15 protein-coding genes are annotated in these 18,572 nt (G+C 72.5%); 5 read left to right on the forward strand and 10 right to left on the reverse strand.

Going from position 1 to position 18,572, the window contains the following annotated elements; translation table 11 throughout:
* Window positions 1-169: 169 nt before the first annotated feature.
* Window positions 170-892: a 3'-5' exonuclease gene (locus ABD236_RS30655; RefSeq protein ID WP_344079341.1), complete on the reverse strand. Its 723-nt coding sequence runs from the start codon at window positions 890-892 to the stop codon at window positions 170-172.
* 88 nt (window positions 893-980) lie between these two features.
* Complete coding sequence (locus ABD236_RS30660) at window positions 981-2,216, reverse strand: SAV2148 family HEPN domain-containing protein (RefSeq protein ID WP_344079343.1); 1,236 nt, start codon at window positions 2,214-2,216, stop codon at window positions 981-983.
* A gap of 376 nt (window positions 2,217-2,592) precedes the next feature.
* Here ABD236_RS30660 and glgX point away from each other — a divergent pair, with 376 nt between their 5' ends.
* Window positions 2,593-4,713: a glycogen debranching protein GlgX gene (glgX, locus tag ABD236_RS30665; RefSeq protein ID WP_344079346.1), complete on the forward strand. Its 2,121-nt coding sequence runs from the start codon at window positions 2,593-2,595 to the stop codon at window positions 4,711-4,713.
* Here glgX and ABD236_RS30670 read toward each other — a convergent pair.
* Window positions 4,667-5,938: an MFS transporter gene (locus ABD236_RS30670; protein WP_344079348.1), complete on the reverse strand. Its 1,272-nt coding sequence runs from the start codon at window positions 5,936-5,938 to the stop codon at window positions 4,667-4,669. The two genes, glgX and ABD236_RS30670, sit on opposite strands and share 47 nt — an antisense overlap.
* Before the next feature lie 81 nt (window positions 5,939-6,019).
* Here ABD236_RS30670 and treY point away from each other — a divergent pair, with 81 nt between their 5' ends.
* The gene (gene treY / locus ABD236_RS30675) at window positions 6,020-8,461 is read left to right on the forward strand and encodes a malto-oligosyltrehalose synthase (RefSeq protein ID WP_344079350.1); all 2,442 of its coding nucleotides are present in this window, start codon (window positions 6,020-6,022) and stop codon (window positions 8,459-8,461) included.
* Here treY and ABD236_RS30680 read toward each other — a convergent pair.
* The 3 genes from ABD236_RS30680 to ABD236_RS30690 form a co-directional block, all read right to left on the reverse strand.
* Window positions 8,421-9,428: a cytochrome P450 gene (locus ABD236_RS30680; RefSeq protein ID WP_344079352.1), complete on the reverse strand. Its 1,008-nt coding sequence runs from the start codon at window positions 9,426-9,428 to the stop codon at window positions 8,421-8,423. The genes treY and ABD236_RS30680 overlap by 41 nt on opposite strands.
* Before the next feature lie 163 nt (window positions 9,429-9,591).
* Window positions 9,592-10,080, reverse strand: coding sequence for a GNAT family N-acetyltransferase (locus ABD236_RS30685; protein ID WP_344079354.1), 489 nt, complete (start codon window positions 10,078-10,080; stop codon window positions 9,592-9,594).
* Between the two features lie 56 nt (window positions 10,081-10,136).
* The gene (locus ABD236_RS30690) at window positions 10,137-10,691 is read right to left on the reverse strand and encodes an FHA domain-containing protein (RefSeq protein ID WP_344079356.1); all 555 of its coding nucleotides are present in this window, start codon (window positions 10,689-10,691) and stop codon (window positions 10,137-10,139) included.
* Window positions 10,692-10,852: 161 nt separating this feature from the next.
* Here ABD236_RS30690 and ABD236_RS30695 point away from each other — a divergent pair, with 161 nt between their 5' ends.
* The gene (locus ABD236_RS30695; protein ID WP_344079358.1) at window positions 10,853-11,815 is read left to right on the forward strand and encodes a GNAT family N-acetyltransferase; all 963 of its coding nucleotides are present in this window, start codon (window positions 10,853-10,855) and stop codon (window positions 11,813-11,815) included.
* Between the two features lie 55 nt (window positions 11,816-11,870).
* On the opposite strand, the gene ABD236_RS30700 is transcribed toward ABD236_RS30695, so the two are convergent.
* A complete protein-coding gene (locus ABD236_RS30700) occupies window positions 11,871-13,220 on the reverse strand; it encodes a GH1 family beta-glucosidase (protein WP_344079359.1) in 1,350 nt (449 codons plus the stop codon).
* Between the two features lie 115 nt (window positions 13,221-13,335).
* Here ABD236_RS30700 and treZ point away from each other — a divergent pair, with 115 nt between their 5' ends.
* On the forward strand, window positions 13,336-15,087 hold the full coding sequence (gene treZ / locus ABD236_RS30705) for a malto-oligosyltrehalose trehalohydrolase (RefSeq protein ID WP_344079361.1): 1,752 nt from the start codon (window positions 13,336-13,338) through the stop codon (window positions 15,085-15,087).
* Window positions 15,088-15,114: 27 nt separating this feature from the next.
* Here treZ and ABD236_RS30710 read toward each other — a convergent pair whose 3' ends face one another.
* The 3 genes from ABD236_RS30710 to ABD236_RS30720 form a co-directional block, all read right to left on the reverse strand.
* Complete coding sequence (locus tag ABD236_RS30710; protein ID WP_344079363.1) at window positions 15,115-16,242, reverse strand: M24 family metallopeptidase; 1,128 nt, start codon at window positions 16,240-16,242, stop codon at window positions 15,115-15,117.
* Window positions 16,243-16,315: 73 nt separating this feature from the next.
* Window positions 16,316-17,275: a DUF1444 domain-containing protein gene (locus ABD236_RS30715; protein ID WP_344079365.1), complete on the reverse strand. Its 960-nt coding sequence runs from the start codon at window positions 17,273-17,275 to the stop codon at window positions 16,316-16,318.
* 82 nt (window positions 17,276-17,357) lie between these two features.
* Window positions 17,358-17,993, reverse strand: a complete 636-nt coding sequence (locus ABD236_RS30720) for a nucleoside/nucleotide kinase family protein (protein WP_344079367.1) — start codon at window positions 17,991-17,993, stop codon at window positions 17,358-17,360.
* Window positions 17,994-18,098: 105 nt separating this feature from the next.
* On the opposite strand from ABD236_RS30720, the gene ABD236_RS30725 reads away from it, so the two are divergent.
* The gene (locus ABD236_RS30725) at window positions 18,099-18,485 is read left to right on the forward strand and encodes a VOC family protein (protein WP_344079369.1); all 387 of its coding nucleotides are present in this window, start codon (window positions 18,099-18,101) and stop codon (window positions 18,483-18,485) included.
* Window positions 18,486-18,572 lie beyond the last annotated feature (87 nt).

Here is an 18,572-nt window from a genome sequence, read left to right on the forward strand (position 1 = left end):
CGAGCCGGGTCTGGCCGCCGTGCCCCGAGCCGGACTGGGTCCGGGAGCGCTGGCATGCGTTCCGAACCACCGCATCCCGAGCCGGGCCCGGCCCCCGGGACCGCTGGGCGCGCCTGGCCGTCCGCCCTCGGCGGGCTGCCCGGGAGCGGCGGTCCGGGACCGTCGGCCGTCAGCCCTGGACCGGGGCCAGTTCCCGCAGCGGCCAGGCCGCGTCGACTATCGCGTCCGGGGTGCCCTTGCGGCGCAGGAAGCGCTGGAAGTCGGCCGCCCACTCCGCATACCACTCGATCTGCTGCTCGTGCAGTTCCACCGGAAGCAGCCGGGCGACCTGCGGGTGGCGGTCGGCTATCGCCACAGCGACCCGCACCGCCGCCAGCGCGTCCGCGCCCGCCTCATGGGCGCCGTCGAGCACCACTCCGTACTCCACGCACACCGCCTCCAGCGTCCGCTTGCCCTTGCGGTAGCGGTCCACCGCACGGTCGATCGTGTACGGGTCGACGACCGGGCCCAGGGCCGCGCCCGCCAGTCGGTCGGTGAGCGACGGCAGTCCGTGCCGGCGCAGTTCGGCCGCCAGGAGCGTGAGGTCGAAGGCCGCGTTGTAGGCCACCACCGGCACGCCCTGCGTCCAGTAGCCCGTGATCGTCTCCGCTATCTCGTCGGCGACCTCACGCACCGGGCGGCCTTCCGACGCCGCCCGCTCGTTGCTGATGCCGTGGATCGCCGAGGCCTGCGCCGGGATCAGGATGCCCGGGTCCGCCAGCCAGTTGCGCTGCCGGACCGCCTCCCCGCCCTTGACGCCGACGATCGCGGCGGACACGATCCGTGCCTCCAGCGGATCCGTTCCGGTCGTCTCCAGGTCGAATCCGACCAGCGGTTCGCGGTGCCACCCCATCTTGGCCCTCCCTTTTGGTGCTCTCCCCCAGTGACGAACAGCCTCGCACGCACCACTGACAACGGGGTCCGCCCGGCCCGGCCGCCGGTCAGGAGACGGGCCGCGAGTCGGCCCACACCGACTCGAACTCCTCGCGGTATGTCTCGAAAAGTCCGTGTTCGGCGTCCTGGTCGGGGCGTACGACATCCCGCCGCGCGCCCCCGCGCAACACCAGCACCGGCGCCTCCATCCCGCGCGCCCTGCGCAGATACGACTGGACGACCGCGAGGCCGTCGCTGCCGTCCCCGTCGACCAGGTACGCCGTGAAGCGGGGGGTCTCGTCGAACACCTGGATCTCGAAGGCGCCGGGGTCGCGCAGCCGCGCCCGCACCCGCCGCATATGCAGGATGTTCATCTCGACCGACCGGCTCAGCTCGCCCTTCTTCAGCCCCAGTTCGCGCTCGCGCCGCTTGACCGCGCTGCTCGCCGGGTTCAGGAAGAGCAGCCGGACGCGGCAGCCCGACTCGGCCAGGCGCACCAGCCGGCGCCCCGAGTAGTTCTGGACCAGCAGATTGAGGCCGATGCCTATCGCGTCGAGCCGGCGGGCGTGGCTGAACAGGTCCTCGGCCGGGAGCTGGCGTTGCAGCCGCACCCGGTCGGGGTGGACCGAGACCACGTCCGCGTAACGGTCCCCCACCAGGTCCTCGACGGCGTCGATGGGCAGCCGGTGTGCGGCGGGCGCGCCCGCGCCGCCGCCCAGCACGTCGAGCAGCCGGGCCGAGGCACGCTCCGCCTGGGCCAGTACGGCCTCGTTGAGGGCGCGGTTGCGCGAGACCACGTTCCGCGCGACCTCCAGCTCGTCCAGCGCGAGTTCGACGTCGCGCCGGTCGTCCACGTACGGCTCGAAGCACGGCCAGTGCTGCACCATCAGCTCACGCAGCTGGGGCAGGGTGAGGAAGCTCAGGACGTTGTCGTCGGCCGGGTCGAGCAGATAGCCCTTGCGGCGCGAGACCTCGCGTACGGCGACGGCCCGCTGCACCCACTCCTGCCCGGCCGGGCCCGCCGCCGCGACCACCCAGTCGTCGCCGTGCACCGGCTCGTAGATGGGGCGCAGCACGGCCGCCACCACGGCCCGCAGTCGCTGCTCCACCAGGTTCAGCCAGATGTAGGCCCGCCCGGCCCGCTGGGCGCGGGTGCGCACCTCGCTCCAGGCGTCCGCGCCCCAGTCGAGTTCCGCACCGATCTCCACCGGACGCGCCACGGACACCGCGCCGGGCGGGATGTCGCCGGACTCCCCCTCGTGACCCGTGTCACCAGGGGGCAGCTCCAGCCCTCCCGAGCTCACCCGCGCACCGCCTTCCGGTCCCCCTCCAACGATCAAGGAAGAGTACTCCGCGAGCAGGAGGCGGTGCAGCCGGATGGAGAGGCTGTTTCCCAACTTCCTTGTTGACGTGATCCGTTCCGCTTCACGCGTTCGTGGGGAGTGACCTGATTCATAACCGCCCCACCTGCACCGGGGCCCCCAGCGGCTCCGGAGAGTGGCCGGATCCGGCCGTACAGGCAGTCCGGATCGTCCCGGGTACCGGCCGCCCTACCGGGGTAACCGCTGTTCGGATCACCCTCCGGAGCACTCCGGCGTCCTAGGGGACGGACTTCTTTTCCGGGAGGATCTGCGTCAAGTGCCCCTCAGTACCCGGATGAGAAGTGGAAGAGTCTTGCCCATGCAGGTGTGGCCGGGACAGGCGTACCCACTCGGCGCCACGTACGACGGCGCCGGGACCAATTTCGCGGTCTTCTCGGAGGCCGCCCGCCGGATCGAGTTGTGCCTTCTGCACGACGACGGATCCGAGACGGCGGTGGAACTGCGCGAGAGCGACGCTTTCGTGCGCCACGCCTATCTGCCCGGAGTGATGCCGGGCCAGCGCTACGGCTTCCGTGTGCACGGCCCGTACGAGCCGCAGAACGGGCACCGCTGCAACTCGGCGAAGCTGCTCCTCGACCCCTACGCGCGCGCGATCAGCGGCAGCATCGACTGGGGCGAGGCGGTGTACGGCTACTACTTCGGCCGCCCCGAGGCCCGCAACGACATGGACTCGGCGCCGCACACCATGACGTCGGTCGTGGTCAACCCGTACTTCGACTGGGGCGACGACCGCCCGCCGCGCACCGAGTACCACCGCACGGTGCTGTACGAGGCCCATGTGAAGGGCCTGACGATGCTCCATCCGGAGCTGCCCCCGGAGATGCGCGGCACCTATGCCGCGCTGGCGCACCCCGCCGTCATCGGCCATCTGACGGAACTGGGGGTGACGGCTCTGGAGTTGATGCCGGTCCACCAGTTCGTCAACGACCACCGGCTCGCGGACGAGGGCATGTCCAACTACTGGGGTTACAACACGATCGGATTCTTCGCCCCGCACAACGCCTACGCCTCCTGGGGCGACCGGGGGCAGCAGGTCCTGGAGTTCAAGCAGGCGGTACGGGCGCTGCACGAGGCCGGTATCGAGGTCATCCTGGACGTGGTCTACAACCACACGGCCGAGGGCAACCACCTGGGCCCCACGCTCTCCTTCCGGGGCCTGGACAACGCGCAGTACTACCGGCTCGCCGACGATCCGCGCTACTACGAGGACACCACCGGCACCGGGAACTCCCTCCTGATGCGCTCGCCGCACGTCCTCCAGCTGATCATGGACTCGCTGCGGTACTGGGTGACCGAGATGCACGTGGACGGCTTCCGCTTCGACCTGGCGGCGACGCTGGCCCGGCAGTTCCACGACGTGGACCGGCTGTCGTCCTTCTTCGACCTGGTCCAGCAGGACCCGGTGGTGAGCCAGGTGAAGCTGATCGCGGAGCCCTGGGACGTCGGCGAGGGCGGCTACCAGGTGGGCAACTTCCCGCCACTGTGGACCGAGTGGAACGGCAAGTACCGCGACACCGTACGGGACCTGTGGCGGGGCGAGCCGCGTACGCTCGCCGAGTTCGCCGGGCGCCTCACCGGCTCATCCGACCTCTACCAGGACGACGGCCGGCGCCCGCTGGCCTCCATCAACTTCCACACCTGCCACGACGGCTTCACCCTGCACGACCTCGTCGCCTACAACGAGAAGCACAACGAGGCCAACAAGGAGGGCAACCGGGACGGCGAGAGCCACAACCGGTCCTGGAACTGCGGGGTCGAGGGCGACACCGAGGACACCGGGGTGCTGGAGCTGCGCGAGCGCCAGATGCGCAACTTCATCGCCACCCTGATGCTGTCGCAGGGCGTGCCGATGCTCAGCCACGGCGACGAGTTCGCCCGCACCCAGCACGGCAACAACAACGCCTACTGCCAGGACAACGAGCTGAGCTGGGTGCGGTGGCCCGAGCCGGGCAGCGACCCGGAGGGGACGCTGCTCGCCTTCACCCGGACGATGGTGTGGCTGCGGCGCGACCACCCGGTGTTCCGGCGCCGCCGCTTCTTCCACGGCCGGCCCGTGGAGGGCACCCACGACGAGCTGTCGGACATCGCCTGGTTCACCCCTGAGGGTGAAGAGATGACCCAGCAGGACTGGCAGTCGGCGAGCGCCAAGGCGCTCACCGTCTTCCTCAACGGCAACGCGATCTCGGAGCCCGGGCCGCGCGGGGAACGCATCGCGGACGACTCCTTTCTGCTGATGTTCAACGCGAGCGCGGAGACCATCGACTTCCTGGTGCCGGTCAACCACGGCAGGCAGTGGCAGGTGGTGGTCGACACCGGCCGCCGGGAGGGCGTGCCGCCCGGCGAGGGCGCCAAGGTGACGGCGGGTGAGCGCGTCACCCTGGTGGGGCGGAGTCTGACGGTGCTGCGGCGCCCGGCCTGAGCGGGAGCGGAGCCAGGGGCTCCCTCGGCCGTACGGGGCCGGCCAGGCCCCGTACGGACCACGACAGGGCGGCGCACAGGGCCGCCGAGACCACCATGACCGCGAAGGCCGCCACCGGCCCGTGGTCCTGGGCCAGCCGCCCCGAGAGCGCCAGGGCGAGCGCCTGCCCTCCGACGATCCCGCTGGTCAGGAACGCCATGGACTCGGCGAGCCGAGCAGCGGGGACGAGCCGCTCGGTCAGGCCGAAGAGGGTGATCAGATGCGGGGCGTAGGCCACACCGAGAACGACCACGGCCGCGTAGAGAGTTCCCAGCGATCCGACGAAGAGCAGCGGCACGCTGAGCACCACCAGGGCGGCGGTGGCGATCCGCCAACGTGCGCGTAGCGCGAGCCTCTCCGGTACGGCGACCATGGCGAGGCCCGCCGCCGCGCTCATCACGCCCATCGCGGCGTACACGAGCCCGGTCTGCGACGGCTGCCCGAGCCGGTCGGTGAGGGCGGTGATGCCCGCCTGGGAGGCGCCGAACATGGCCCCCTGGAGCACCATGGCGACGCGCAGCGCGTACACCGCCCCCGGCAGCCGGGCGCGCGGCCCCTCGACGCGCTCCTCCACGACCACCTGCCCGGCGGTCGGGTGCAGGGCGAACGCGGTGCCGCAGACGGCGAGCAGCCCGGCCGCGCCGAGCAGCGCGACCGCCGGGTGGGCGAGCGCGGCGGCGAGCCCCACGAGGGCCGGGCCGAGCACGAACGACACCTCGTCGAGGGTGCCTTCGAAGGAGAACGCCGCCGCCACGGTCCGCTCGTCGGCTCCGGCTCGCCGCGCCAGGGACACGGTCCGGCTCCGGGCCAGCGGCCCGACCTGCGGCACGCTGGCCCCCGCGAGCGCCCCGAGGAGCGCGAGCAGGCCCGTGCCGGTGTGGGCGAGTGCGGCCAGTACGAGGGCGGTGACGGCGGCGGCGTTGGCGAGCGCCGCCACCAGGACCACGCCCCGTTGCCCGTGGCGGTCCGCTGCGCGCCCCAAGAGCGGGCCCGAGGCGGTCTGCCCGAGGGCGAGCGCCCCGCCCGCGAGCCCGGCGGTGGCCAGGCTGCCGCTGGTCTGCGCGACCAGGAGCACACTGCCCAGCTGGCACATGGCCGTCGGCAGCCGCCCGAGGAACGAGACGACGGGGAGCAGCGGCCCGGTGAGGGCGATGACCTTGCGATAGGTGTGCAGAGCTCCGGACATCGGGCGAAGCTAACGCGGCAGACGGGTGCGGACGCATGGGCCGAAGGCACAGAAGCCGCGTTGCGGGGTACGTACGTTCGCATGACACCGACTGCGACCTACCGGCTGCAGCTCCAGCCGGACTTCCCCTTCCGTGCCGCCGAGCGGGCCGTGCCGTACCTGGCCTCGCTCGGGGTGTCGCATCTGCATCTGTCGCCGGTCCTGGAGGCGGTGCCGGGGTCGACGCACGGCTATGACGTCGTCGACCACGCGCGCGTACGCGAGGAGCTCGGCGGCGAGGACGGACTGCGGCGGCTGGCGCGCACCGCACGGTCGGCCGGGCTCGGCCTGGTGCTCGACATCGTCCCGAACCACATGGCGGCGGCGCCGCGCCACAACCGGCAGCTGTGGGAGGTGCTGCGCGAGGGCCCCGACTCGCCGTACGCCACCTGGTTCGACATCGACTGGACGGCGAACGGCGGCAAGGTGCTGCTGCCGGTCCTCGCCGGGCCGGTCGGGGGCGAGCTGGGCCGGCTGACGGTGGACCGGGAAAGGGGTGTACTGGCGTACGGGGAGGCGCATGAGTTCCCGTTGCGCGCCGGTACGGAGGGGCTGTCCCTGCCCGAGCTGCTGGACGCCCAGTGGTACCGGCTCGGCTGGTGGCGCCTGGCCCGCACCGAACTCAACTACCGCCGTTTCTTCACCATCTCGGACCTCATCGGTGTCCGGGTGGAGGACGAGGGCGTCTTCGCCGCCACCCATGCCAAGGTGCTGGAGCTGGTCCGCGACGGGGTGGTGGACGGGCTGCGGGTGGACCACCCGGACGGACTGGCGGACCCGGAAACGTATCTGCGGCGACTGAGCGCGGCGACCGGGGGCGCCTGGACGGTGGTGGAGAAGATCCTCGCCCGCACCGAGGCGCTGCCGTCCGGCTGGGCGGTCGCCGGGACGACCGGCTACGACGCCCTCCACCGGATCGACGGCCTGTTCGTCGATCGGTCCGGCCATCGGGAACTTCTGGGGCACTACCGGGAGTTCACAGCTCAGGACGGCGACCGGGGCGGGCACTGGGAGCCGACCGCGCGCCGCGCCGCGTACGAGGTGGTCACCCATGACCTGGCCGCCGAGGTGGACCGCCTGACGCGTGCGGCGTCGCGGCTGTGCGCCCGCACCCCGGAACTGCGCGACCACGCCCCGTGGGCGCTGCGGCTGGCTCTGCGCGAGCTGCTGGTCCGGATGCCGGTGTACCGGCCGTACGGGAGCGACGCGGAGGAGGTGCTGACTGCGGAGATGGCACGGGGGGCGCGGGAGGCGTTCGCGGTGCCGGAGGAGGCCGCGGCGGTCGATGCCGTACGGGGCTTGGTGCTGGGCCGGTACGGGACGGGAAGGCGCGCGTACGACGCCGAGGCGATGCCCGAACTGACCGCGTTCCAGGCTCGCTTCGCTCAGACGTCGTCGGCTCTGCGGGCGAAGTCACTCGAAGACACGGCGTTTTATCGATATGTAGCCCTGCTCTCCGCCAACGAGGTAGGCGGCGAACCTGGGCGACCCGCGGTGGATCCGGCGGAGTTCCACGCGTACTGCACGCGTATCGCCCGCGACTGGCCCACGACCGGGACGGCCCTGTCCACGCACGACACCAAGCGCAGCGCGGACGTACGGGCCCGGATCGCCGTGCTGTCCGAGTGCCCGGGGCGGTGGCGCGCCCTGCTCGACCGGCTCTCCGCGGCCGCCGCGCCCGATCCGCAGCTGGCCTGGACGGCCTGGCAGACGGCGGTCGGCCTGTCCGGGACCGGTCTCACCGAGGAGAGGCTGGGCGGCGCCCTGCTCAAGGCCGCCCGCGAGGCGGGCCTGCACACCACCTGGACCGAACAGGACCCGGCGTACGAGCGGGCGCTGACCGCGTTCACCCGGGCGTTGACCGACGTCACGGCGCCGGGCCCCGCCGAGGCGCTCGCGACGGAGGTCGCGGCGTTCTGCGCAAGCGTGGCGTCGGCCACGCGCGTCAATGTGCTGGGCGCCGCGCTGCTGCATCTGACGATGCCCGGCGTGCCGGATGTGTACCAGGGCACGGAGTCGGAGTGCCTCACGCTGGTCGACCCCGACAACCGCCGGCCGGTGGACTTCCCGGCGACCGGTCCGGACACGCCCCTCGACGAGAAGGGCGAGCTTTCCGTGGCAGCTCTTCGGCTGCGGCGGGAACTTCCCGAGGTGTTCGGGGAGTTGAGTACATACGAGCCGCTGACCGCCAGTGGCCCGGCCGCCGACCACTGCCTCGCGTTCTCCCGTTGCGGCGAAGTGGTGACGGCGGTGACCCGGCTCTCGCTGCGGCTGGCCGAGTCGGGCGGCTGGGGCCCGACGGAGCTGGCGCTGCCGGAGGGGTCCTGGGTCGATGTCCTGAGCACGAGGGGATCCGACCGCGCCTCCCACTCCCGTTCCGCCCGGGAGTGGGAGGGCTCGGTGAAGCTGAGCGATCTGTTCGCCGACCGGCCGGTCGCGCTGCTCAGGCGGGTCGCACGAGAAGGGTCCGCGGCGCGCGGGTGAGCAGCCCCGTCTCGGTGGGCCGGAACCCGTCGGCCCACCGGAGTTCCGGCATGGCCTCGGCCAGCGCGCGCACCGCGCACTCCGCCTGGAGCTCGGCCACGCGCGCGGCCGGGCAGTCGGGCGGGCCGAACGCGAGCTGGGCCGGAGCGGCGCGGCGCGGGTCGAACCGGTCCGGGGCGGCGAACCGGTCGGGGTCGCGGCTCGCGGCCCCGACGAGCAGGGCGACGGCGGCGCCCGCCGGAACGGTGCCGTCGGCCAGGCGCGCGTCCCCGCGCGCCCGCCGCAGCACGACATGAAGAGGCGGGTTCCTGCGCAGGGACTCGCCCCAGGCGGCTCTCAGGGCACCCGGCGCGGCCCCTGCGGCCGCCCACTCGTCCGGACGGTCGAGGAGATTGGCGAGAAGGGAGGCGAGCGCTTTGCCGATCAGGGCGGACCGATCGGCGCACAGCACGGCCAAGGACGCGGCGGGGCCCGCCCGGCGGCCCCCGGCGCGGCTGCCGCGTGTCAGCTCCGCGCAGGACAGCCCCAGTGCGGTGGCGGCCGTCCCGAGGGGCAGCCAGCGGCAGAACTCCTCGGCGAGGTCGCAGACTTCACGCTGGGCGAGCCGCCTGGCGAGCACGTAGGCAGTGCGCTCGGACACCTCCCGCAGGACGCCGAACGCCTCGTCGTCCCCCTGGTGCCGGGGCCCCTCGCACCGCACCTCGCCGGGCCAGCAGCACGGCCCCCGGCGGGCCCGGACGAGCTCCGGGTCGCCCAACGCGGCGGCCACATCCCCGTACCGGCTGACCAGCCACGCCTGGACGCGCTCGTCCCACACCAGGGGGTACGACTCGCGCAGCAGCCGATAGAAGCCGTACCGGTCGCGGGCGGCCCCCGGGCCGAGGAGTGAGGGGGCGGCGGGTACCCCGGGCGCGAGGCCGCCCACGTACGGCTTCGTCGGTATCGGTGCGCCGGGGTCGCGGGGCATACGGTGTCCTCCCCGGTCGGCGCCCTGGTGGCGCGGTTGTCCTCAGCCGACCACCGCTACCTCGCGGCCGCGATCGGCGTTCGGCCGTACGGGTGACACGCCCTCGCAGCGACGACCCCGACCCCGGCGGCGGCCATCCGTACCGCGGTGCGGCCGGGGGGAGCTAGTCGGAGGCGCGCTGCGGGGTGACGGGCAGCACGAAGCGCAGCTTCTCGCTGCTCCTGGCGCCCATGCGCTCGTAGAACCGCCGCGCCCCCTCGTTCCACACCGGTGTCTGCCACTGCACATGGGCCATCCCGAGCTCCCTGGCCTCGGCGGTCACGGCGTCGACCAGCAGCGCGCCGAGGCCCAGGCCCCGGTGGCCGTCGCGCAGGAAGAGGCAGTCCAGGTGCAGGAACTCGCGCGCCTGCCAGGTGGAGAACTCGGGGGCACAGGTCGCGTATCCGACGACCTCGCCGCCCGGTATCTCGGCGACGAAGCAGCGCGCCCGGGGGCGCTCCTGACCGAACAGCACGGCTGCAAGCCGCTCCGCGAGATCGGGCGCCGGCGGCGCGGCCTTCTCGTACGCCGCGTGCTCCGCGGCGAGTTCGGCCAGACGCGGCAGGTCGGACGGGTGGGCGGGCCGCACACGCGGCTGCTGGTCGTCGTTCATACCGCCATGATGAGGGGCACCTCTGACAACGGGCCCGGCAGGGGTGTTCGCCCAGGTCAGTGCGTGGCGAGCCGGAAGCTCATCCGGCCGAAGCTGACCTGGTCGCCGTCGTTGACGACCACGGCCCCGGTCACCCGGCGCCCGTTGACGCTGGTGCCGTTGGTGGAGCCGAGGTCGCGCAGCACCCACACGCCGGACTGGTGGGTCAGCTCGGCGTGCACCCGGGAGACCGTCTCGTGGCTCAGTCGCAGCCCGTTGTGCGGATCGCGGCCGATCCGCAGCGGGTAGGGCCCCGGCACGGGGAACAGCAGCTTCGGCAGCCGTTCGGACTGCCACGCCCGACGCATCGCCACACTGAACCCGGACACCCGGCTCACGGCCCCGTAGAGCGCCTTGGACCAGCGGCTCTGGGTGTCCAGGTCGGCGGTGAGCGCGGCCAGTTCGTCGGACCGGCGTGCGGACAGGGCGAGTTCCATACGGCGCAGGAACGTGTCGTGTGACAGCTTTCCCTGCGCGGCGCCCTCTCTGAGCACGTCGAGCACACGGTCGCGCTCGGCGTCCGACAGCCGGGCCGGAGCGGGATACGTGTTGAACTGGAAGGACGACGTCACAGCAGAGATTGTCGGGCCGACGGGCTCGGCGTGTCCAGCAGGGCCGCACGGTGTGCTCGTCCCCCGTTCCACCCCTCTGACCTGCGCGGAAAACCCCTTGGCGGGTGGCGGCGGCGGATTGCTACGGTCTGGCGACCGTTTCAGCCGATGAGGGGACCCCCTTGACGACATCCGCGTCGGACATCACCTTCCGTCCGCTCGCCGGGCCCGGGGAACTCGGGCTCTTCCAGCAGCTCTCCTACGTACTCGACCACGAGGTCGAGGACGACCTGGCCACCGGCCGCCGACTGCCCTCCTGGATGTGGGTGGCGCTGCGCGGGGACCGGGTGCTGGCCCGGCTCTCCTGGTGGGCCCCGCCGGGCCACGAGACCCCGTACCTCCTCGACTTCCTCGACGTCGACGACTCCCTGCCGCCCGCCGAGCGCCACGCCGTCGGGGTGGAGCTCCTGGAGAGGGCGACGGCCGCCGTCATCCCGGCGGGCGCCCCGCGCCCGGAGTACGGCCGCTACACGCCCGGCGACTGGCGCGAGGACCCCCACGCGCGCGAGGTCGTCGACACCCGGATGGACATCCTGGCCGAGACCGGTGCGCAGGTGCTGGTCGAGCGGCTGCGCCTGGAGTGGCGTACGGGGACGCCGGTGCCCGCCCCGTCCACGCGGCTGGTGTTCCGCCCGGCGACCGACCGCGAGGAACTGCTCTCGCTGATGACCCTGGTCCTGGAGGGCACGCTCGACGAGCACAGCCGTACGGAGCTGCTGACGATGACACCGCGCGCGTCGGCGGAGCTGATGTACGAGGAGGAGTTCGAGACCTACCGGACGCCCCGGGAGTGGTGGCGGATCGCCGAACTACCGGACGGCGGCGGCCCGGTGGGCTTCGTCATCCCCGCGCGCAACAACTACCACCCGATCATCGCGTACATCGGCGTCCTGCCCGTCCACCGGGGCCACGGCTACATCGACGACATCCTGGCCGAGGGCACGCGCGTCCTGGCCGCGCAGGGCGTCCCGCACATCCGCGCCGCGACGGACCTCGGCAACGTGCCGATGGCGAAGGCCTTCGCGCGCGCGGGGTACGTGACGTTCGGGTGCGCGATCAACATGGTCTGGCCGGGCGACGGCTGAGCCCCCACGTCTCTCCGGGCGCGCCCGGCGGGCCCCGGGCCGGACAAAGCCTCGCTCACCCGCCGGCGCGCTGGGCCCGGATCACCTCGCGGTACCACCGGTAGGAGTCCTTCGGGGTGCGCCGCAGCGTCGGGTAGTCCACGTGGACCAGGCCGAAGCGCTGTGCGGCGCCCTCGATCCACTCGATGTTGTCGGTGAGGGACCAGACGAAGTAGCCGCGTACGTCCACGCCTTCGGCCATGGCGCGGTGCAGGGCGCGCAGATGGCCGTCCAGGTAGCGGATGCGGCCGGCGTCCTCCAGACCGTCGTAGGAGCAGCCGTTCTCGGTGATGTACACCGGCGGCAGCCGGTCGCCGTACCGCGCCTTCAGAAGAAGCAGCATCTCGCGCAGCCCGTCCGGGACGACCGGCCAGCCGAAGGCGGTGGTCTCGTACCCCTCGATCTCCCTGATCCCGAAGGGGAGTTCGGCGGGCATCGCGAACCCGGCGAAGGAGTCGACGGCCTCGGGTGCGGGCGCGCCCACGCGCGTGGGGTTGTAGTAGTTCACCCCGTACCAGTCGAGCGGGGCGGAGATGACGGCGAGGTCGTCCGCGACCGGGCCCGGCATCAGGGCGGCGAAGTTCTCGTCGGGGTAGCGGCCGGTGAGCACGGGGTCGGCGAACAGCCAGTTGGCGATGGTGTCGTAGAGGTCCGCGGCGAAACGGTCCTCCTCGCTCTCGCCCGCCGGCCACACGGGCGTGTGCGACACCGCGAGGCCGATGTTGCGGGCGCCCGCCGCCCGCAGCGCCCCGACGGCCAGGCCGTGGGCGAGCAGCTGGTGGTGGGCGGCCGGGAGGGCGTCGAAGAGCAGCTTCTTGCCGGGGGCGTGCTCACCGAGCGCGTAGCCGAGCAGCGTCACCTCGGCCGGCTCGTTGACGGTGATCCACATGGGGACGCGGTCGGCGAGCCGCTCGGCCACCACGCGCGCGTAGTCGGCGAACCGGTGGGCGGTGTCCCGCTCGAGCCAGCCGCCCGCCTCCTCCAGCTCCAGCGGGGTGTCCCAGTGGTAGAGGGTCGGCGCCGGGGTGATGCCGTGGGCGCACAGCTCGTCCACGAGCCGGTCGTAGAAGTCGAGCCCGGCCTGGTTGACCGGGCCGCTGCCGCCCGGGACGACACGCGGCCAGCTGACGGAGAAGCGGAAGGCCCCGGCGCCGAGCCCGGCGAGCAGGGCGACGTCCTCGCGGTAGCGGGCGTGGAAGCCGGTGCCGCGGGACGCGTCGGCGCCGTCCTTGATGCGGCCGGGCTCGGCGGCGAAGGCGTCCCAGCCGGAGGGTCCCTTGCCCTCGGCTGCGGCGGCTCCCTCGGTCTGGAAGGCTGAGGCGGAGGCTCCCCAGAGGAAGCCGTGCGGGAACGGCGGCAGGGTCATGGACCGGGACCTTAATGGCGAGTAACCACAACCTCCAGACCTTGATCCCGCCTTCCGCGGACGAAGGCGCCGGTTCCACGGTTTGACGGTACGCGGGCAACGGGAGGTATCAAGAATGTTGTTCGAGGTGTGGGCACCGCAGGCGGACCGGGTCGCCCTCCAGCTGGAGGGCACGACCCACGACATGGAGCCGCACCCGGTGCGGACCGGATGGTGGCTGACCGAGGCGGGGGCCCAGGACGGCGACCGCTACGGGTACGTGGTGAACGGCGGCCGCCCGCTGCCCGACCCGCGCTCGCGCCGCCAGCCGGACGGGCCCGAGGGCCTCAGCGCCGTCGTCGTGCACGACGACTTCCCCTGGCAGCACCCCTGGGCGGGCCGCAGACTGTCCGGCGCGGTCCTGTACGAGCTGCACATCGGCACCTGTACCGACGAGGGCACCTTCGACGCCGCGGCGGCCCGCCTCGCCCATTTGGCGGAACTGGGGGTGACGCATGTCGAGCTGATGCCGGTGTGCCCGTTCCCGGGCCGGCACGGCTGGGGGTACGACGGGGTGGCCCCGTGGGCCGTGCACGAGCCGTACGGCGGCCCCGAGGGGCTGAAACGATTTGTCGACGCCGCGCACGCCCATGGCCTCGGAGTCGTCCTCGATGTCGTCCACAACCACCTCGGCCCCTCCGGCAACCAGCTCCCCGCCTTCGGCCCCTACTTCACCGACACCCACCACACCCCGTGGGGCGCCGCCGTCAACCTGGACGCGCCGGGGTCCGACGAGGTGCGCGCGTACTTCCTGGAGAGCGCGCTCGCCTGGCTGAGCGACTACCGGCTCGACGGGCTGCGCCTGGACGCCGTGCACGCGCTGGCCGACACGCGCGCGCTGCCGTTCCTCGAAGAGCTCTCCACCGCCGTCGACGTGCTCTCCGTCCAACTGGGCCGCCCGCTCTTCCTGATCGCGGAATCCGACCAGTGCGACCCGCGCACCACCGCCCCGCGCGCGTCGGGCGGCCTCGGGCTGCACGCCCAGTGGAACGACGACTTCCACCACGCCCTGCACACCGCGCTCACCGGCGAGTCCCAGGGCTACTACGCCGACTTCGCGCGCGCCCCCATCGCCGCCCTGGCCAAGACCCTCACCCGGGTCTTCTTCCACGACGGCACCTATTCGAGCTTCCGGGGCCGCACCCACGGACGGCGTGTCGACCGCTCCCGCACCCCCGCCCACCGCTTCCTCGGCTACGCCCAGACCCACGACCAGATCGGCAACAGGGCTCTGGGGGACCGGCTCTCCGCGACACTCTCCCCCGGCCTGCTCGCCTGCGCCGCCGCGCTGGTGCTGACCGGCCCGTACACCCCGATGCTCTTCATGGGCGAGGAGTGGGGCGCCCGCACGCCCTGGCAGTACTTCACCGACCACCCCGACCCCGAGCTCGCCGAGGCCGTACGCACCGGCAGGCGGCGGGAGTTCGCGGCGCACGGGTGGGCCGAGGAGGACATCCCCGACCCGCAGGACCCGGCCACCCGGGCGCGCTCCTGTCTGGACTGGGACGAGCCGGCGAAGGGCCACCACGCGCGCGTGCTCGCCTGGCACCGGCAGCTGATCGCGCTGCGCCGCACCCGCCCCGACCTCACCGACCCGGACATCGCCGCGGTCAAGGTCGTCCACGACGAGGAAGCGCGCTGGCTCATGTTCCGGCGCGGCGATCTGAGGACCGTGGTCAATCTCGGCAAAGAGCCCGCCATGATCCCGCTGGGCCGCAACAACTGCCAGGTGCTGGCGGCCTGGGAGCCGGTGCGACCGCCCCAACCGGACGGCGCGTTCCATCTGCCGCCCGAGTCGTGCGCGGTCCTCGGCCCCACGAGCGCCTGATCTGCCGACGGCTTGTCGACCTGTCGTCTAGTCGACGATCGCCATCTCGCGGGCGGTGTTGTTGAAGCTGCGCCCGCCGTTCTCGGTGACCGTCACGATGTCCTCGATCCGTACGCCGAACCGGCCCGGCAGATAGATCCCCGGCTCCACGGAGAAGCACATGCCCGGCACCAGTGGCTGCTCCTCGCCCTCGATCATGTAGGGCGGCTCATGGGTGGTGACGCCGATGCCGTGGCCGGTGCGGTGGATGAAGTACTCGCCGTATCCCGCCTCTTCGATCACCGCGCGCGCCGCCCGGTCGACGTCCTGACACGCCGCCCCGGGCCGCACCGCCTCGCACCCGGCCCGCTGCGCCGCCCGTACGACGTCGTGGACGCGCTGCTCCTCCGCGGTGGGCTCGCCGACGTGGACGGTACGAGTGGTGTCCGATCCGTAGCCGTGCTTGAGGCCGCCGAAGTCGAGGACGACCATGTCGCCGTGCTCGATGGTCCGCTCGCCTGCCTCGTGGTGCGGGTTGGCGCCGTTGGGGCCTGACCCCACGACGGTGAAGTCCACCTGTGAGTGGCCGAACTGGAGGAGCAGCGAGGCCAGATCGGCCGCCACCTCCGTCTCGCCGCGCCCGGCGAAGGGGACCTTGAGGATTTCCCCGTAGGCCTCGTCCGCGGCCGCACCGGCCGCCTCCAGGCGCGCCAGCTCGTGCGCGTCCTTGACCGCCCGGAGCATCGGCAGCGCCTGTGTGAGGGCCACGTAGGACGTTCCGGGGAGCTTCTCCTGGAGGCCGAGCAGATGCATCGCCCAGGCGTTGTCGCTCACGCCGAACCGGCCGGCCACGTCCAGCAGGGGCGCCGTCACACCGTACGGGTCGGTGCCGTCGGTCCAGTCCCGCAGGGTCAGGGCGGCGGCCCCGGCGGCGTGCTCGGCGTCCGGCGCCTCCAGCTTCGGCACGACCAGGACCGGCTCCTGCCCGGCCGCCAGCACCAGCATCGTCAGCCGCTCGGTGAGCACCGGCTGATAGCCGGTCAGGTAGACCAGGTCGGGCCCGGGTGCGACGAGGAGCCCGGCCAGCCCGGCGTCGGCGGCGGACTGGGCGGCGCGGGCCATCCTGGCCCGGTAGTCGTCGGCGGTGAAGGGCGCGGGCGGCGGCGTGAGAGACATGGGCCCATCCTGCCCGTACGCCGGTCGGCACGCGATCGGGAATCCGCGGAAACGATGCTGCCCCGAGCGCCGGTCAGCCGCCCTCCTGGCTGTCCCCGACCAGCCGCTCCAAAAGCTCCTGGAAGTCGTCGCCGACGACGATCCGCAGCCCGTCGCCCTCGTCCTCGCGGTCGCTGAGCTGGGTGAGGATGCCATCGCGCCACCAGTAGACGAACGGGCTGATCGCTCCCGGCGTGTCCTCGAAGCCGGACGCGGCGAAGGACGCCATGGCGTTGAGCGCCGGGATCATTCCGGAGTCGCGGATCACGTGGAACGCCAGTTGGTGCCGGAACGGCATGGCGACCAGCGCCCCGTCCGGCGTCAGCCCCCGCCCGGTGAGCTGCGGCACCAGGGCGTCCAGGGCGAGCACCCGGCTGGCCGTGTAGAACGAGTCTCCGACGACCACCTCGAAGCGCATGCCGTCCCCGCCCTTGACGGTCTCGTGCGACTCGACGGGCAGCTGTCTGAGGTTGTCCAGGGCCTGGGCGCGCAGGTCGGGCAGGCGGCCGAGGGGCTCCAGCGCCTCGTCGGTGAGCATCATGACGCTCTCCGGAAGATCCAGGGCGAGGATCTCGTAGAGGCCCGGTGCGACACCGCGCGCGTAGCTGAAGGTCTGCGGGTCGAGGCCCGCCTCACTGATCACCCGGGGGTAGAGCTGGGCGCGGATCTGCTCGGGCGGCAGGGTGTCCAGGGCGGAGGGGCCGTCCATGGTGCGCAACACCATGCCGACATGGCGGCGAATCAGTTCCGGCCACACACGAGGCCCACGGCGGTCGTTGTGGCAGACCGCGGCGAGATTGCCCAGACCGAACCGGCGACCGCCGCTGTCCTTCACGGAGTCCGCGTAGACGGTCACCTCAAGCCCCTGCTCGGCAAAGGCCTCACGCACCCGGGCACGGAAGCGCGAGCCCTCGTCGGTCGAGAAATAGCCGAACTCGGCGTCCCGGGGTGTGTCGCTCCGGTCCCGTCTCGGCCCCCGTCGGAATATCCCCACGTCAGCTGCCTTCCGTCACACGGGTCACACGGTAGCCCCGCGGTAGATCCCTACGCCGTTCCCACGCCCGGTGAGGCCGAGCCTACCTAGCCCCGATCTCGCTGACGACAAGATCCGCTCGGTCCCGGCCACCTGCCACCACGCGCGCGTTGACCTCGTCGGACCCCCTGACCCACCGTTCGGCGTACGGGCGGGCCTTCCCGTACCGCACATGGCGCTCGACGAGCCTGCGCACCCGCTCCTCGGCGTCGATCTCCAGGAACCAGACCTCGTCGAGGAGCGACCTGACCGGTGCCCAACCGCCCTGGTCGTGGAGGAGGTAGTTCCCTTCGGTGACTACGAGCGGGACGGCCGGGCCGACCGGGATGCTCCCGGCGACCGGCTCCTCCAGGGTGCGGTCGAAGGCCGGCGCGTACACCACCGCGCCGGGCTCGGGCGCCCGCAGCCGGGCGAGGAGCGCGGTGTAGCCGGCGGCGTCGAAGGTGTCCGGGGCGCCCTTGCGGTCGGCGCGTCCGAGACGGACGAGTTCGGCCTGGGCGAGGTGGAAGCCGTCCATCGGGACGAGCACGGCCTTCCCGTCGAGCCGCTCCACCAGCCGCTCGGCCAGGGTGGACTTCCCGGCGCCGGGCGCGCCTGTGATGCCCAGGACGCGCCGTTCGCCGGGGACGGCGAGCAGGCGGGCACGCTCGACGAGACGGGTCAGGGCGGTGGTTTCCATGGGGGGATTGTCGCGCGGGGGTGTGGAGCGAGGGCGGCGGGGGCGCCGACGGGCGGTCCTGGGACGGATTGGCACCTTGCCAGTCATACGTATAACCTCGGCCTCATGTCCCATATCGCCCTGATCACGCTCGTCGTCCGCGACTACGACGAGGCCATCGCCTTCTACACCGACGCCCTCGGCTTCGAACTCGTCGAGGACACCGACCGCGGGGAAGGTTCCCGCTGGGTGGTGGTCCGCCCGCGCGGCAGCGGCACGGCGTCGCTGCTGCTGGCTCGCGCCAAGAACGACGCCGAACGCGCGAGCATCGGCGCGCAGACGGGCGGCCGGGTCGGTTTCTTCCTCTACACCGAGGACTTCGCCGCCGACCACGCCCGAATGACCGCGGCCGGCGTCCGTTTCCTGGAGGAGCCGCGCCATGAGGCGTACGGATCGGTGGCGGTTTTCCAAGACCTCTACGGCAACCGCTGGGATCTGCTCCAGCCTGCGTGAGCAGCGCCTTCATTGCCCCGGAAACGCAGAAAAGCCCCGTACCGGTTTCCCGGTACGGGGCTTTTCTCAAAATTTGTTCGGCGGCGT

The organism is Streptomyces crystallinus (assembly GCF_039521265.1).
Classification (GTDB): domain Bacteria; phylum Actinomycetota; class Actinomycetes; order Streptomycetales; family Streptomycetaceae; genus Streptomyces; species Streptomyces crystallinus.